The following is a 16,316-nucleotide window of genomic DNA, read 5'->3' on the forward strand; positions in this document are numbered from 1 at the left end:
AGAAAGCCGTTCTCGAGGCTGGCGCCGACCACCTTGATATGGTTGGCCAGCTGGAAGCGCTGTTCGAAATCGCGTGCGGCGATGCCACGGTGCAGGAAGTTGACCTGCTGGTCTTCCTTCTGCTTGCGGCCGACCACCTTCAGGGTCTCGTTCTCGGTCTCGATCTCGATCTCGCTGCGGGCAAAGCCGGCAACGGCCATCGTGATCCGGTATTTGTCTTCGGCCACCAGTTCGATGTTATACGGCGGGTAGCTGGGCTGATCGTTGCGCTGGGCGTTGTCGAACATCTGGGCCAGGCGATCGAAGCCGATGGCAGTACGGTACAGGGGGGACATGTCAAAAGTACGCATGATAAAAATATCCTTTCAAAGTAAGCGATGTTTTTGTCGCAGACCTCAACCTCGAGCATCTGCTGGTACCGATCTAGGGACGTCCTTTTTTCTTTTCAAGAGATTTTTTTCAAAAAAAAATCGCACGGGCCCAGCGTCGCCATGACCCGTTCCCGCTCGGCCAGCACCGCCTGCGCGCCGGATGCCAGTCTTTCCATCGTGAAAAACCTCAGGTCGTGCAAGCCGATGGTCGCCAACGCGACCTTCAGGTAAGGCCTCAGAAAATCAGGCTGCCGCGCCCTTGCGCCGTTCAAGCCGCCACCGGCGACGACCCCGACATACACCGGCCGGTCACGCAGCAGGCCTACCTTGCCGTTGGGCGTGATGGAAAAGGTGCGGCGCACCCGTACCACATGATCGATCCACGCCTTGAGCGAGGACGGCACCGTGTAGTTGTGCATGGGGGTGCCGATCACCAGGCAATCGGCCGCCTCGACCTCATTGATGAGCTGTTCCGACAACGCACGCGAACTGCCTGCCGATGGCTGTTCTTCGGGCTCGGCGGGTGCCGCCAGCGCATCGGCGTACTCGGCATCGATATGGGCCACGGGCGTGGCATGCAAGTCGCGCACGGTCAGTTCGACGGCGACGTGGCCGTCGGCCAGGCGCGCGATGATGCGCTGCGCCAGCCACCACGCGTTGGCGTCCTGGCTTTTGGGGCTGGCTGCGATGTGCAGGATCTTCATGCCGCCGCTCCGATGGCTTTTCCAAAGCGCATCGCACTGCTCAGCAGCCCCTGGCGAAAATAGAACCGTTGTGCCAGCGCGTTGCCCAGGCCGGTATCGAGCACCAAGCGCGCGCAACCGGCTTCGGCCGCCACTGCGCTCAATGCGGCCAGCAGCCGTTCGCCCCAGCCCCTGGAGCGGGCCTGCGTGGCCGACACCAGGTCGCCGACATACAAGAAGCGCCCGTAGACCAGGTTTTCCTGGAAGCGATAACCGGCCAGCGCCACCACCTGGCCCCGCTCCCAGGCGCCCAGGATGCGATAGCTCTCGTCGGCGGCGCGGGCGATGCGCGCCAGGAATTCGGCCTGGCTGCCCAGGTGCGGCCTGAGCTCGCGCATCACCGCATAGCACGCGCGACGCTGCTCTTCGTCGTCGGCATGGCGCAGCGCCGGGTCGGTGATGGTCCATTGTTTCCGGGTCAGTTCCTGCAGGCGGTCATGCATGGTTTTCCTTGCTTGTGTCGTGGTACGGAAAGAACATCGTAAGGGACCAATGGCATAATCGGCAGAGCCAAGAAATGTTATTTGGACTAGACCATGAAAACCACGCTCCCGCACGCACTGCTGCAACTGCAGACCAGCACCGATACGCCCTATTACCGCCAGATCTACACCCGCTTGCGCAATGCCATTGCCGACGGCCTGCTCAAGCCGGGCCATCGCATTCCTTCTGCGCGCGCGCTGGCGGCCGAGATGGGTCTGGCGCGCGGCACCATCGAGAGCGCCTACGCGTTGCTCACGGCCGAGGGTTATATCGAGGCGCGCGCCCAGGCCGGTACGGTCGTCGCACCCGGGGTGCGACCGCATGCGCCGACAGCGCTCCCCTCTGCGCGGCATCCGCAACACGAGGTGCAATCGCATGCCGATAGCGGCCCGGCACCGGTCATGCCGCGTGCGTTCCAGATGGGTGTACCGGCGCTGGATGCGTTCCCGCGCAAGATATGGGCGCGCCTTGCCGCCCGCGAGGCGCGCGCCACCCGCAGCATCGACATGCTCTATCCGCCGCCGGCCGGACTGGCATCGCTGCGCGGGGAGATCGCGCGCTACCTGCAACTGTCGCGCGCCATATCCTGCGCACCGCAACAGGTCTTCGTCACGGCCGGCTACCGCGACAGCCTCGACCTGGTCACGCGCGCGCTGCTGCGGCCGGGCGAGCAGGTCTGGATGGAAGACCCCGGCTATCCGCCCTCGGCATCGCTGCTGCGCGGGGCCGGCATGCAGTTGGTCGGGGTGCCGGTCGACGCCCAGGGATTGCAGGTCGAGCAAGGCCTGCTGCTGGCACCCGACGCGCGCGCGGCGCTGGTGACGCCGGCCCACCAGAGCCCGCTGTGCGTGACGCTGTCGTTGCAGCGGCGCATTGCCTTGCTGGAATGGGCGGCGCGGCGCCGCGCCTGGGTCATCGAAGACGACTACGACGGCGAGTACCGCTACGACAGCCGCCCATTGCCTTCCCTGAAAAGCCTGGACCGCGACGACCGCGTGCTGTATGCCGGCACCTTCAGCAAGGTGCTGTTTCCGGCGATCCGGCTGGCGTACCTGGTGGTACCCGCTGCCGAAGTGCAGCGTTTCGAAGACGCCGCACGCTGCTTTTCGGGTGGCAGCCCGGTACTGATGCAAAAGGCGGTGGCGGGCTTCATGGCCGATGGGCATTTTGCGCGTCACATCCAACGCATGCGTCGACTCTATGCCCAGCGGCGTGAACTGGCGGCGGCCGGATTGGCCGATGTGCTGGGGCGGGCGGTGCAGATGGAAACCACGCCCGGCGGCATGCACCTGCTGATGCGCCTCAAAGGCCGGCGCTCGGACCGCCTGCTGGCACAGCGCATGCGCGACGCCGGCATGTTCAGCCGCGCATTGTCCGAATGCACGCTGGATCGACGCCACGACCTGACACCGATGCTGATGCTGGGTTTCACCAACATCACCTCGCGCGAGCAGGCGCAGGAACTGGGCCGGCGTATCCTCGCACTGCTGTGACCGGCTCATCATGGCCTATTACCTATTACATTTCTTGGCGCTTATCGACTGTCCAAGAAAGCAACATGATGACGGCTCTTCCCTGTCACCTGAGAGCACATCATGAGCACGCGCATCGACATCTACAAGAACGCCACCGAGCCATACCAGAGCCTGCTGGCGGTCAACACCTACCTCGCAGGCTGCAGCCTGCCGCGCGAGCTGGTGGAAATGGTCTTCCTGCGCGTGTCGCAGATCAACGGTTGTGCCTATTGCATCGACAAGCATTCGCGCGACCTGCTCAAGGGCGGCATGACGGTCGACAAGTTGGTGCTGGTGCCGGTATGGCATGAAGCGGGGGCGCTGTTCTCGCCGCAGCAACAGGCGGCGCTGGCCTGGGCCGAGGTGGTCACCCGCATCGACCGGGGCGGCGCCGCCGACGCCGATTACGAGGCCGTCGTGGCGCACTTCAGCCAACGGGAATATGCCGACCTGACCATCGCCATCGCCTTGATGAACGGGCTGAACCGGCTCGGCATCAGCGGTCGCCTGGTACCGGCGGCGGCGCTGGCAGGCCACTGAACTAAGCGGCCTTGATGGCCGCCACCAGTACCCGCAGCATGTCGCGCGTGCGGGCCTGGTCGAGCCGCGAATGCAATACCACCTGGGCCAGCGGCAGGCTCGGCAGCCCCAGCCTGGCACCCACCTCGACCGCACCGGGCGGCGCCGTTCGCACCAGCAGCGCCGATACGGCAAGACCGGCCGTCACCGCCGCGCCCACGGCATGGATGCCGCCTCCGATGAACACCTCCGCCCAGGCGATACCGGCCTCGTCGAGCCGCTGCAAGGCCAGGTCGCGAATCCGGCAGGTAGTCGAGAAGGTGGCCAGTCGCAGGGGCTCCCCGGGCCGCTGCTGCCAACCGGGCGCCGCGAACCAGCCGATGCGTTCCTGGATCACCAGCTGCCCGTCGGTGTCATGCGGCTCGCGCCGTACGATGGCCGCGTCGAGCTCGCCCCGCAGGTATTGCTGCATGACCTCGCGCGAAGGGGCGATGCGTACCTCGATCACCACCGCCGGGTCGTGCCGATTGACCTGGGCCAGCACGGCGGCAAAATCGTTGCCCGCCACATGGTCGCTGATGCCCACCGAAAAGCGCACGCGGTCGGCTTGCAACTGTCCCAGCGCGCGTTCGTGCACCGCCAGCAACTGGCGCGCCAGCGGCAGGAACTGCACGCCATCGGTCGACAGCTGCACGCTGCGCGGGGTGCGCTCCAACAAGCGCCGCGCCAGGCGCTGCTCGAGTTTCTTGATCTTCAGGCTGACGGCCGACTGGGTACTGTCCAACGCCTCGGCGGCGCGGGTGAAACTGCGCATGTCGGCGGCCAGCACGAAGGCTTGCACGGCATCGAGATCGAGTGGCTTTTCCATGGCGACTCCTGCTGCCCAATGAACCTCAATGATTCGATAAATAAATCATTTAAATAATCAAAGAGATGTTTTTTAAATGACTGGCGCAGCTTAGCATGCTTCATCACCTCACTCGAAAGGAGCACCCCATGCCACTGGTCCGGATCTCGCTGCTGCGCGGCCAAAGCCGCGCCTACCGCGCTGCCATCGTCGACGGCATCTACCAGGCGCTGCGCGACAGTTTCAACGTGCCCGATGAAGACCGCTTCATGGTAATGACCGAACACGACCCCGAGGAACTGGTGTTCAGCCGCAGCTACATGGACATCGCCCGCTCGGACGGTTTCGTGCTGATCCAGTTGACCGTCAGCAACACCCGCGACCAGGCCCAGAAGAATGCACTGTATGCCAGTATCGTCGCTCATCTAGGGCGCGACCCCGGGGTGCGACCGCAGGACGTCATGATCAGCCTGGTCGAGGGCGACAAGGGCAATTGGTCGTTCGGACATGGCCTGGCGCAATACATAAGCCCCCGGTGACGCGAAACAGCGGGGCAATGCCTCGTCATTTCGGGCAACGACGGCCGGGCTGACCTGCTACGATGGCGGCTTGCCATTGAACGCGCAGCCGCGCCTTGCACATGCCCCCCTCGCCTGCCACGGCCCCTTCATGCCCCTCGTCCCGACCAACCCGCCCATCCCGCCCGCGCCCGCTGTTGCTGGGCGCCGTGGCACTCGCCGTGCTGCTGGCGGGCTGTTCTTCTTCCAGCAAATATTACGATCCGAACAAGTCCAATCGCACCGAATCGGGTTTCCGCAACAACTACGAGCAGCCAGCACGGGGCTCGTTGTGGAAGTGGCAATGGGAACGCCTGGTCGAAGGGCATCCCAAGCCGCCGGCCAACGGCTACCGGTTTCCGGTGCTGCATCCCGACCTGGCCTGGTTGAACGCCAACCGACGGCAACCCAGCGTGACCTGGATCGGCCACGCCACCTTCCTGCTGCAGATCGGTGGCAAGAATGTGCTGACCGACCCGATCTTTTCGGAACGGGCCTCGCCCTTCTCGTTCGTGGGACCGCGCCGCAAGGTGCCGGTGCCGGTCGCCATCGCCGAGTTGCCGCACATCGACGTGGTGGTGATCTCGCATAACCATTACGACCACCTCGACCGCGCCAGCGTGGAGCAACTGAACCGCCAGGCCGGCGGCCCGCCGCTGTTCCTGGTGCCGCTGGGGGTAATGGACTGGATGAACGACCTGGGCATCACCAACGTGCGCGAGCTGGACTGGTGGGACCGCATCGCCCAGGACGACCTCGATATCTACTTCGTGCCCGCCGCGCACTGGTCGGCACGCGGCCTGTTCGACCGCTCCGAGTCGCTGTGGGGCGGCTGGGTGTTTCGCGACATGCAGGCGCAGGCGCGCGGCCAGGCCTTGCCGGCCGGGCACGAACCGTTCTCGGTGTTCTTCGCCGGCGACACCGGCTACTCGAAGGACTTCCGCGACATCGGCGAGCGCTTCGAGCGCTTCGACCTGGCGCTCATTCCGATCGGTGCGTATGCACCGCGCTGGTTCATGCAGAACCAGCACGTCGACCCGCAGCAGGCGGTGCAGATCCACCAGGATGTGCGCGCCAAGCGCTCCATCGGCATGCACTGGGGCACCTTCGAACTGGCCGACGAGCCGCTGGACGAACCGCCCCGAGTGCTGGCCGAGGCGCTCAGGCAGGCCGACCTGCCGGCCGACGAATTCATTACGCTGGAGCACGGCCAGACCGTCAAGCTGGCGCCCTGAAGCGCCTCAGAAGCGCCAGCTGGCCGTCGCGCTCAAGGCGGTCGTCGGGCCCTGGCCGGCCCGGTTCAGCACCGACAGCGCCGCCGCCAGCGTAGCCTGCGAGCCCTGCCAGCCCACCCCCGCCTGCCATTCGAGCCCACGCCGTGGTGCTATCGCCGCGCGGGTCGTGAAGGCCGGCGCGCCGCCCAGGCTGGCCGACTGCACCTGCTGCGCCGGATGCCAGGCCTGGATCCACTGCACGCCCAGATCGGCACCCCAATGTGCGCCCTGCTGCGGCGCCTGGTGCAGTCGCCATTGCACGCCCGTGCGCGCCTGCAACGTATTCACACTGCTCGACGCCAGGCGCAGGCGCGCACCCTCGGCGCCGCTCTCCTGCGCTGCGGCCCGTTGCAGGCGTTGTCCATCCAGCCCGGCCACGGCGGCAACGCTGGTGTTGTGCGCCAGCGGCCAACGCCAGCCACCGCCGATGCCGGCGGCCACCCAGGCAGCGCGCCAGTCGCCCCGCAGGCCGGCGCGATAGCCATTGGCATCGACCTGCCGTTGCACACGCCCTTCTTCCACGCCCAGGCGTGCCTGCATCGTGGCAAACGCGCCGGCCTTGGGATGCTGTGCAAAGCGCGCATGCAATCCGGCCTCCAATGAAGAGGCATGTCCGCGGCCTGGCGTATGGGCATCGAAGCTGGCACTGCGGTTGGCCAGCGCGCCGTGCCATCCCCAGCGCCAGCCGGGTGCTTGACGCGCTGCCGTGTCCATGCCGAAGGCCACGCCACTGATGCTGCCCTGGCTGGCGGCCAGTTCCGTGCCTGCGGACTGCCGGTAGACGCCGCCGAAGGGTGCCGCAAAAGCGCGCCAGCGGCCCGGCTGCGTGGCATGCGGCGCCAGGTTGGCCACCAGGTCGTCCAGCTGGCGGGTGCGATGCAGGATCCCCGCGGCCATCGCGCCGTATGCCAGCGGCGAGAGCTGTCGCAGCGCGGCGCTGACGCCGCTGCCGTCGGCAGCCGAGAAGTCGAGCGCGGCCAGCAACGCCTGCTGGTCGGACGAGGGCGAGGCCGCGGCCATGGCGTCGAGGCTGGCGCCCACGCCGGCGTACCGGTTGCCGCCATGACGCGCATAGGCATTGCCGCAACGGGTCATGCGCACCGTTACCGCGCTGCCATCAGCGGGTGCCAGCGTCATGGCCAGCGTGGGCGAAGCCAGCGCCGAGCGCAGCTGGGCGAAGCGCCCGCTGGCCTGGCCGGCGCTTACCCAGTGCTGGCCAGCGATGACGAAGTCGTTCGGATACCAGCCGCGCTGCGCATCGACGACCAACGTCCCGTCCAGCGTGGCGCGCCCGCTCACCACCAGCCTGCCGTAGTCGCCGCCGGCATCGATCGTGCTGCGCAGCGTACCGTCGCTGCCCTGCCGGTAGTGGCCGTCGATGACCACCCGCCCCTGCGCGGTCTGCGGCAGCACCACGCCGTCATTGCGAAACAGGCCGGCTCCGTGGAGTCGATAGCGGCCATTGCCAGCCAGCGTGGCGCCCTGGTCGATCGTCACGTCGTGCAAGGCATGGTTGCCACTCAACACCGATTCGCCACCGGCCAGGCGCAGCGAGATACTGTCGACGCCGCTGATGTTGCCGTCATAGCCGAACGCGAAACCGGTATCGGCGCGACCGTCGGCGCCCACGCCCAGGTTGAGTGCCGTCAGGCGCGGCGCGCCGGTGCCGTCGCGCTGGACGAAGCGCGAACGGATATCGCCCTGCAGCGCGGCACCGCGCATGATATCGATGCGGGCGACGTAGGCGTTGTCGGCGATGTCGATGGCCGCGACGCGACCGGCCACGCTGCCATGCACCTCGACCTGGCGCATCAGCGGACCATCGAGTTCGTCCAGCAGCGGGGCAACTGCGCCGTTGAAAGTGCGCTGGTAGGAACCGCGCGTTTCATAGGCATTGCCGCGGGCGTTCTGGCCGAAGTCGAAGCTCAACGCCAGGCCCTGCTCGCCCATGGCCTGGACATGGCCGCGTTGCTGCAGCACATGGTCGCGTCCGTAGGCAAACAACACCCCGCGCCCGTGGGCGCCGTCGGCCATCACCCGGGTGCCCGGCGCGATGACCAGCGTGTTGGATCGGCCATCGACGCGCACCCCCGCGGCGCCCTCGCCCACGCTCAGCAGGTCCGCACGCTGGTGGATGGTGTTGCGGCTGCCATAGACATGCAGCCCCATGGCCAGCGGCACGGTGCTGGGATGCGCGGCCAGGTAGCCAGCGCCTTCCCGGTTGCGCTGCGAGAAACCGGCGTCGTTGACGAGCTGGTCGCCGCTGCGATAGAGGGAACGGCCGAACAGCGCGCGGCGGTCGATGGTGTATCCCATGTCTTGCAGCGCGGCCAGTTCGGCTTCCATCATGACACTGTAGTTGCGATATTCCTGGTGGCTCATCAGGCTGTTCTTGAGTTCCATGTGCGACATGTAATTGGCATCGAGCCTGCCGTCCTCGTAGTGCATGCGCACCGGCACGCCCGGCATCGCACCGTCGAGCACCTGGCTTACCTGCGCACCGCTGAAGTGGCCGCGCTCGGCGCGCACGTCGAACGCGTTGGCCTGGTCGGTGTTGGCACAGGTGCCGCACAGGATGGCTTGTCCCGGCTGCGCCGGGCGACCATGGTCGTCGCGCAGATGGCTGGTCCAGGCGTTGAACGCACCGGCGAAAGCAGGCGCCGTCGGGGCCGTGGGGTCTTCGGCCAGGTTGACCACCGTCGCATTGACGCCCAACCCATGCGCCAACTCGTGCAGCAACACCGGCATCAGGCCCATGCCCGACGGTGCACTCGGCAACACCCCAGCCTGCGGCACATCGGAAAAGGGCTCGTTTCCCACCACGATGGTGGCGTGATTACCATTGGAAGCGATACCGGCGGCGCGCCCCAGCAGGACCGCCTGCAAGGTCGAGTAGCGGGCGTCCGGCGCCGGGTCGCTGGTGGCCAACAGCACGGGCAGGCCGACAGGCAGGATAGTGATGTTGGCGGCAAATGGCAGCGATGGCCCGCCCAGCGTACGGTTCCAGTAGCGCATCGCGTCCAGCATCTGCCGGCGTTGCGATGTCGAGAAATCCCAGGCGGTGTCCGGGGCTGCCGGCGTCAATGGCGACTCGGCCGCGCTGAGGAAATCGATACGCATGCGGGCGACGCCGCGGGGGTCTTCCAGCACCACCGATTCGACGGCGCCCACCGGCGCGATGAAGCACATGAACACGGCGCCGGCCAAGGCACCTCGTCTGAATGGGGCCATGACTGCTCCTGACAGGCCGCAGTCGTGACGACTATCGGCGACGTTAAAAAGTCGCGAATCTACCGATCTGTCCTTGCATTAGAAATCGTAATACGACGAGATCCCCTTAAACCCTGCGAATCTCGTCGACGCCCTGGCCCAGCCTCTCTTCCTGGACAATTTTTTATCTTATTTTTTCTATTTTCGAACCATCGCGGATGGTGACGGCCGTTTCCGCAAACAAAAAAAGCCCGCATCGACGATGCGGGCTTTTGGCGGCAGACAGGCGCCGTCGATGGGCTTTCAGTCGACGATGAACAATCTGGCGCCGATGGCGGTCGACGAGCGATGCGGCTCGGCGTTGTCGGCCACCTGGTAGCTCATGCCAGGCTTGAGCACGAAAGTACGGCCGTCTTCCAGCTCGGTATGCAGTTCGCCTTCCAGGCACAGCAGGATGTGGCCCTTGACGCACCAGTGGTCGGCCAGGTAACCCGGCGTGTACTCGACCATGCGCACGCGCATGTCGCCGAATTGCATGGTGCGCCAGGTGGCATGCCCGGTGTCGCCGGCGTGCTCGGTCGCGGCCACGGTGCTCCAGTCGGTGGTACCGAAGGGCAGGTTCTCGATCTTCATGGGGCCACGCCTTGCAACTTGGCAGCGATCAGTTTGCCCAGGCGTTCGACGCCGGCCCGGATCTGTTCCGGCGGCACCGTCACGAACGACAGGCGCATGGTGTTCTTCTCGGCCACGTTGGCGAAGAACGGCGCGCCCGGCACGAAGGCCACCTTTTCCTGCTCCACCGCTTCGTTGAGCAGCGCGCCGCTGTCGATGTGCGACGGCAACGTGACCCAGACGAACATGCCGCCTTCGGGCTTGCTCCAGCTGCAACCGGCCGGGAAGAATTCCTGCAGCGCACCCAGCATCGCATCGCACTGGTCGCCGTAGAGCTTGCGGATGGTCGGCACGTGCTGGTCGAGGAAACCGTCCTTGATCGCCTCGAACACCACCATCTGCGTCAGTTGCGCCGTGTGCAGGTCGGTCGCCTGCTTGGCCTGTTCCATCTTCAGGATCAGCGGCCGCGGCGCCACCACGTAGCCCAGGCGAATGCCCGGGGTCAGCACCTTGGAGAACGAACCCATGTAGATCACGCCGGACGGGTTCATCGTCAGCATCTTGGGCAACGGCGCATTGCGATAGCTCAGCGCGCCGTACGGGTCGTCCTCGATCAGCGGCAGGCCCAGGCGGGCACAGGTCTCGACCAGCCGGACGCGACGCTCGGCAGGGATGGTGCGACCGGTGGGGTTCTGGAAGTTGGGCAGCGAGTACAACATGCGGGCGCCGGCGGCGATGGGCGCTATCGCCTCCGGCAGCAAGCCTTGCTCGTCGCTGGGGACCGATTCGAACCTGGCGCCATACAGCGAGAACGCCTGCAATGCGCCCAGGTAGCTGGGGGTCTCGACCAGCACCTTGCTGCCTTCGTCGACCAGCACCTTGCCCAGCAGGTCCAGGCCCTGCTGCGAGCCCGACACCATCAGCACCTGCTCGGGCAGGATCCGGGCGCCGTCGGTCGACAGCGAATCGGCGATCCACTCGCGCAGCGGCAGATAGCCGTCGGTCGGGCCGTATTGCAGCGCGACCTTGCCCTGCTGCGTCAGCACGCGGTCGAAGGCCGCCTTCATGTGCTCCACCGGGAAGGTTAGCGGCGACGGCAGGCCACCGGCAAACGAGGTGATGTCGGGACGCATCGTCACCTTCAGGATTTCGCGGATCGCCGAGCTTTGCATCTGCTCGGCACGATGGGAGAACTGCCATTGCAGCGGGGCGGGGTTTTCGGGTTTCATATCGGTCCTACGAATTGTCTGGGGCGACCGCCCAGCCGGCGAGATCGATCTCGCCACGGCTGCGGTCGCGCGGTCTTGCAAGGGGCCACCGGTGCCGGCACGCCAGGGCGATCAGGCGATCTCGGCGATCATCTCGATCTCGACGCAGGCGCCCATGGGCAACTGTGCCACGCCGAAGGCGGAACGGGCATGCTTGCCGGCGTCCCCGAAGACCTCGCCGATCAGTTCGGAGGCGCCGTTGGTCACCAGGTGGTGCTCGGTGAATTCGCCGGTCGAATTGACCAGGCTCATCAGTTTCACGATGCGCTTGACCCGCGTCAGGTCGCCGCCGCAGGCCGCCTGCAGCGTGGCGATCAGGTCGATCGCCACGGCACGCGCCGCCTGCTTTGCATCGTCGGTTCCGATGTCGCGTCCCAGCTGGCCGACCCATACCTTGCCATCCTGCTTGGCCAGGTGGCCCGACAGGAACACGGTATTGCCGGTCTGCGCATACATCACATAGGCTGCGGCCGGGGTGGCCACGGCCGGCAGTTCGATGTTGAGCGCCTTGAGCTTTTCATATACGGACATACGGAACTCCTGTTTTTGCATCGCACCCGGCCCGGGGGTCTCCCGGGAGGCACTTTGCCGTTGAAAAATAGACGTCGATTATCGCAAATATCGGCAACTTTGGCCGGACAATCGCGGCCGCTGGCATATGGCCGGTCGGCTCGCAATGCCGGCACGCGCCTAGCGCCGGACCGCCATGCGGCGCCCCACCGCCACCACCGCGATCACCGCCAGGGCGAACAGCAGGTTGCTCGCGTCCAGCGGCTCGCCCACCACCAGCGCCGCGCCCAGCAGGCTCATGAAAGGTTGCAACAATTGCACCTGCCCGACGCGGGCGATGCCGCCCAGCGCCAGCCCGCGGTACCAGAAGAAGAAGCCGATGAACATCGAGAACAGCGATACATAGCCAAACGCGATCCAGGCTTGCGGGCCGGCCGACAAGCCATGCTGCCAGGCCATCGCCGCCGATATCGGCAAGCTCACCGGCAACGAGATCACCAGCGCCCAGCAGATCACCTGCACACCGCCCATGCTCTGCGCCAGGCGTCCCCCTTCGGCATAGCCCATGGCGCCCGCGGCCACGGCGGCAAACAGGGCCAGGTCGGCCGCATGAAAACTGCCGCCGCCCTGGCGCAGGGCAAAGCCGACCACCATGCCGCTACCGACCAGTGCCGCCAGCCAGAAGCCGGCCGAGGGCCTTTCGCCAAAGCGCAGCGCGCCCAGTACTGCGGTCGCCAGCGGCAATACGCCCAGCACCACCGCGCCGTGCGAAGCCGGCACATGCTGCATGGCCAGCGAGGAAAACAGCGGAAAACCCACCACCACGCCCAGCGCCGTGATGATCAGGCTGCGGCACTGCTGCGCCGTGGGCCGCGGGGCGCGACTCCAGGCGAGCAAGGCGATGGCGCATAGCGCAGCCACGACCGCCCGTCCCAGCGCGAAGAACACCGCATCGAGTTCGGCCACGGCAATGCGCGTGGCCGGCAGCGTGAGGCTGAAGATCGCCACCCCGGCCAGGCCCAGCCACATGCCGCGCGATTCATTGCTGTTCTTGCCGGTGACGGGTACGATGCCCGCCGTTTTTCCCTGACCCTGCATGATTGTTATTCTCCGTTTGAATTTCAGACCCAGATTGCCAGCGCCGAGTACAAGGTGGCGCCCACCATGCACACCGCAAATACGGCGGCCCACAATGGCCGCTCCAGATAGCGGCGCAATGCGGCGCCGGCACCGGCCCACAGCGACACGCAAGGCAGGTTGATGGCGCAGAACACCAGGCAGTAGAGCAGGATCGCCCAGGCCATGGGGAGCTTATGCAGCATCGGCATGAAGGCGGCCGCGCCCGTGATGCCCATGACCCAGGCCTTGGGATTGACGAACTGGAACGCGGCCGCCCCCCAGAACGACATCGGCCGCGCGCCGGCTGCGGCGGCACCCCCGATACGCATGCGACACAGTTGCCAGGCCAGCCACAGCAGGTAGGCCGAGCCCAGCGCCTTGAGCACCAGCGTGATGCCGGGCAGTGCCAGCAGCAGGCTGCCCATACCGATTGCGCATAGCGCGGCCAGCAGGCCGAAGCCGGCGGTCACGCCCAGCATGTGCGGCAACGAACGGCGAAAGCCGAACCAGATGCCCGACGAGGTCAGCATGATGTTGTTGGGCCCCGGCGTGATCGACGAGACGAAGGCAAACGCGGCCAGCGGCAACAGCACCTCCATCTCAGGCCCCCGGCTGCAGCAGCGTATCGGCCACCTCGCAGCGGCGCGCCAGCACGCGGGCGAACACGTCATGGTCGATGTTGCCCCCCGACAGCGTCACGCCCAGCTTCCGTCCCTGCAGGCGGGCGCGCAATTGCAGCGCTGCCGCCAGCGCACAGGCACCGGCCCCTTCGGCCACGTTGTGGCTGGTGATGAAATGCAGCTTGATGGCATCCATGACTTCGTCATCGGTCACCGCCACCACCTCGTCGACTTCTTCCAGCAGCACTTGCAGCGAGGCGGCATCGGGCACCCGGCAGGCGACGCCATCGGCGATCTGCGTCGACACCGGCGACGCCATGCTGCGCCCGGCCTCGAACGACAGCTTGTAGGCCAACGCATGGGCCGACACCACACCGATGATGCGCGTCTTCAAGCCCAGCGCATTGCGCGCGGCCACCGCACCGCACATGCCCGATCCCTGCCCGACCGGCACCAGCAGCACATCCAGGTCGGGCTGGGCGCGCAGCAATTCCATCCAGTAGGTGGCCACCCCGGCGACCAGGTCGCGGTGATACGACGGCACCATGTGCAGTTGCCGCTCAGCGGCCAGTTGCGCCGCGTATTCGCGGCTTTCCTGGAACTCGTCGCCATGTTCGACCAGCGTCACGCCCAGCGCGCGCATGGCGGCGTTCTTTTCACGGATGTTGCCGCGTGGCACCACGATGGTGGCCGGCAGGCCGGCGCGGGCCGCGGCCAGTCCCACCGATTGCCCGTGGTTGCCGCGGGTGGCGGCGATCACGCCGCGCAGGCCCGGTTGTCGGCGCGCCAGGTGCTGCAGGTACACCATGCCGCCGCGCACCTTGAAGGCACCGGTGGGCGCGTGGTTCTCGTGCTTGACCCAGACCTCGGCGCCCAGCGCCCGATTCAACAGCGGCCAGGACAACTGCGACGTCGGGGCCATGCCGCGATACACCACCTGGGCGGCGCGCTCGATCTCGGCCAGGCCCGGCAACAGGTCGCGGGCGGCATCCACGTTGGCGGTCGAATCAGCGGTAGCGGCGATGGTCATGGTCGGTCTCCTGGGGTGGTGTGCCGGGGCACTTGCAATGTCAGCCATCGTAATCGACAATACCAGTACAGCACCGATACACTTATCCAAATAATCCCAAACATTGTCACGGCAAAATGACCAATACAGTCAAGCGCACCCGCTCCGACCCGGCGCAGGCCGGCACCACCGCCCTGCCCGCCGGCCCCGCCTCTGGCTGGCCGATACTGTCGCGCGAGGGCGGCGATTCGCTGGTGCAGCAGATCGTGCGCAGCATCCGCGCGCGCATCGACGACAAGCTCCTGCGCACCGGCGCGCGCATGCCCTCGATCAGGCAGTTTGCCGATGACCACCAGGTGTCGCGTTTCACCGTGGTCGAGGCCTACGACCGGCTGGTGGCGCAGGGCTTCCTGGAATCGCGGCGCGGCTCCGGCTTCTATGTGAAGGATCGTTCCGGCGGCAGCATCGGTGCCGGCTTTGGCGCGCCGCACCAGGCGCCGGTGGCGCCGCCGGCCGATGTCGACGTGGTCTGGCTGGTGCGCAACATGTTTCGCCAGTTGCCGCCACACAAGATGCCGGGCGGCGGCTTGCTGCCGCCGGATTGGCTCGATGGCGAACTGATCGCCAACGCCCTGCGCGCGGTCAGCCGTGAAAACCCTTCGCTGCTGCTGGGCTACGGCACGCCGCAGGGCTTTCTGCCGCTGCGCCAGCAGTTGCAGCTCAAGCTGGCCGAGCACGAGATCGCGGCCGGCCCGCAACAGATCGTGTTGACCAGCGGCGTCACGCAGGGCATCGATACGGTGGCGCGTCACTTCCTGCGTCCGGGCGATGTGATCTTCGTCGATGATCCGGCCTGGTTCCTGATGTTCGGCTCGTTCGCCGCGCTGGGCGCACGCGTGATCGGCATCCCGCGCGGCGCCGACGGCCCCGATATCGCCTCGCTGGCCGAACTGGCGGCACTGCACCGGCCCAAGCTGTATGTCATCAATTCGGTGCTGCACAACCCGACCTCGACCTCGCTGTCGGCGGCCAAGGCGTTCCAGATCCTGCGCGTGGCCGAGGAATACGACTTCACCATCGTCGAGGACGACATCTATTGCGACATGCATCCCGGCCCTGCGGTGCAGGCCGCCACCCGCATTGCCTCGCTGGATCAGCTGCAGCGGGTGATCTACCTGGGCGGATTGTCGAAGACGCTATCGGCCAACCTGCGCGTGGGCTTCATCGCCACGTCCACCGAACTGGCGCGCCAGCTGGCCGATCGCAAGATGCTGGCTACTCTCACCACCGGCGAGATCGGCGAGCGGGTGGCCTACAAGGTGCTGTCGGAGGGGCACTATCGCAAGCACGCGGAGCGCCTGCGCGGACGGCTCGATGGCGTGCGCGACAAGGTGGTACGCCAGCTCGAACGCATCGGCATCGACGTCGGCGAGCCGCCCTCGTGCGGCATGTTCCTGTGGGTCGATGCGGGGTGCGACACCAACGTACTGGCCGAACGCGCCATGGAACAGGGCTTCCTGCTGGCGCCGGGCGCCCTGTTCTCGCCGGCGCAGCTGCCGTCGACCCGCATGCGCATCAACGTGGCGTCGATGGGCGACCCGGGCATCTGGCGCTTCCTCGAACGGGAGATGGACCGGCGCGCGTAGCGCCGGCCCCGACA

16 protein-coding genes are annotated in these 16,316 nt (G+C 66.6%); 5 read left to right on the forward strand and 11 right to left on the reverse strand.

Annotated features, from left to right (window positions below; all coding sequences use genetic code 11):
• The 3 genes from PMI40_RS04890 to PMI40_RS04900 form a co-directional block, all read right to left on the reverse strand.
• Positions 1-350, reverse strand: a 350-nt coding sequence (locus PMI40_RS04890) for an Hsp20 family protein (protein ID WP_008112749.1), incomplete at its 3' end; no start/stop codon positions are given.
• A gap of 95 nt (positions 351-445) precedes the next feature.
• Positions 446-1,075, reverse strand: coding sequence for an FMN-dependent NADH-azoreductase (locus PMI40_RS04895; RefSeq protein ID WP_008112751.1), 630 nt, complete (start codon positions 1,073-1,075; stop codon positions 446-448).
• Positions 1,072-1,557, reverse strand: a complete 486-nt coding sequence (locus PMI40_RS04900) for a GNAT family N-acetyltransferase (RefSeq protein WP_008112753.1) — start codon at positions 1,555-1,557, stop codon at positions 1,072-1,074. Before PMI40_RS04900 ends, PMI40_RS04895 begins: the two co-directional genes overlap by 4 nt.
• Before the next feature lie 93 nt (positions 1,558-1,650).
• Here PMI40_RS04900 and PMI40_RS04905 point away from each other — a divergent pair, with 93 nt between their 5' ends.
• Together PMI40_RS04905 and PMI40_RS04910 are read left to right on the forward strand one after the other, a co-directional pair.
• Positions 1,651-3,090: a PLP-dependent aminotransferase family protein gene (locus PMI40_RS04905; RefSeq protein WP_008112755.1), complete on the forward strand. Its 1,440-nt coding sequence runs from the start codon at positions 1,651-1,653 to the stop codon at positions 3,088-3,090.
• A 102-nt stretch (positions 3,091-3,192) separates the two neighbouring features.
• Positions 3,193-3,651: a carboxymuconolactone decarboxylase family protein gene (locus PMI40_RS04910; protein WP_008112757.1), complete on the forward strand. Its 459-nt coding sequence runs from the start codon at positions 3,193-3,195 to the stop codon at positions 3,649-3,651.
• Position 3,652: 1 nt separating this feature from the next.
• Here the strand turns inward: PMI40_RS04910 and PMI40_RS04915 are convergent, their stop codons facing one another.
• Complete coding sequence (locus PMI40_RS04915; protein WP_008112759.1) at positions 3,653-4,498, reverse strand: LysR family transcriptional regulator; 846 nt, start codon at positions 4,496-4,498, stop codon at positions 3,653-3,655.
• A 128-nt stretch (positions 4,499-4,626) separates the two neighbouring features.
• Between PMI40_RS04915 and PMI40_RS04920 the strand changes: the two genes are divergently transcribed.
• Together PMI40_RS04920 and PMI40_RS04925 are read left to right on the forward strand one after the other, a co-directional pair.
• Positions 4,627-5,016: a tautomerase family protein gene (locus tag PMI40_RS04920; protein WP_008112761.1), complete on the forward strand. Its 390-nt coding sequence runs from the start codon at positions 4,627-4,629 to the stop codon at positions 5,014-5,016.
• Positions 5,017-5,117: 101 nt separating this feature from the next.
• Entirely contained in the window at positions 5,118-6,269 is a 1,152-nt protein-coding gene (locus tag PMI40_RS04925; RefSeq protein ID WP_008112762.1) for an MBL fold metallo-hydrolase, read from the forward strand.
• 6 nt (positions 6,270-6,275) lie between these two features.
• On the opposite strand, the gene PMI40_RS04930 is transcribed toward PMI40_RS04925, so the two are convergent.
• The 7 genes from PMI40_RS04930 to PMI40_RS04960 form a co-directional block, all read right to left on the reverse strand.
• Entirely contained in the window at positions 6,276-9,539 is a 3,264-nt protein-coding gene (locus tag PMI40_RS04930) for an autotransporter domain-containing protein (RefSeq protein WP_008112763.1), read from the reverse strand.
• A 282-nt stretch (positions 9,540-9,821) separates the two neighbouring features.
• Positions 9,822-10,151, reverse strand: a complete 330-nt coding sequence (locus tag PMI40_RS04935; RefSeq protein ID WP_008112764.1) for a DHCW motif cupin fold protein — start codon at positions 10,149-10,151, stop codon at positions 9,822-9,824.
• Positions 10,148-11,359 carry a PLP-dependent aminotransferase family protein gene (locus tag PMI40_RS04940; RefSeq protein WP_008112765.1) on the reverse strand — a complete coding sequence of 404 codons (1,212 nt, stop codon included), beginning with the start codon at positions 11,357-11,359 and terminating at the stop codon, positions 10,148-10,150. Before PMI40_RS04940 ends, PMI40_RS04935 begins: the two co-directional genes overlap by 4 nt.
• Positions 11,360-11,470: 111 nt before the next feature.
• Positions 11,471-11,929, reverse strand: a complete 459-nt coding sequence (locus PMI40_RS04945; RefSeq protein ID WP_008112766.1) for a RidA family protein — start codon at positions 11,927-11,929, stop codon at positions 11,471-11,473.
• Positions 11,930-12,088: 159 nt separating this feature from the next.
• A complete protein-coding gene (locus PMI40_RS04950) occupies positions 12,089-13,006 on the reverse strand; it encodes a DMT family transporter (protein WP_008112768.1) in 918 nt (305 codons plus the stop codon).
• Between the two features lie 23 nt (positions 13,007-13,029).
• Entirely contained in the window at positions 13,030-13,626 is a 597-nt protein-coding gene (locus PMI40_RS04955; protein ID WP_008112769.1) for a LysE family translocator, read from the reverse strand.
• A gap of 1 nt (position 13,627) precedes the next feature.
• A complete protein-coding gene (locus PMI40_RS04960; RefSeq protein ID WP_008112771.1) occupies positions 13,628-14,677 on the reverse strand; it encodes a threonine dehydratase in 1,050 nt (349 codons plus the stop codon).
• Positions 14,678-14,793: 116 nt separating this feature from the next.
• On the opposite strand from PMI40_RS04960, the gene PMI40_RS04965 reads away from it, so the two are divergent.
• On the forward strand, positions 14,794-16,302 hold the full coding sequence (locus PMI40_RS04965; RefSeq protein ID WP_008112773.1) for a PLP-dependent aminotransferase family protein: 1,509 nt from the start codon (positions 14,794-14,796) through the stop codon (positions 16,300-16,302).
• Positions 16,303-16,316 lie beyond the last annotated feature (14 nt).

The organism is Herbaspirillum sp. YR522, from assembly GCF_000282575.1.
In the GTDB taxonomy this organism is placed as follows: Bacteria; Pseudomonadota; Gammaproteobacteria; order Burkholderiales; family Burkholderiaceae_D; genus Herbaspirillum.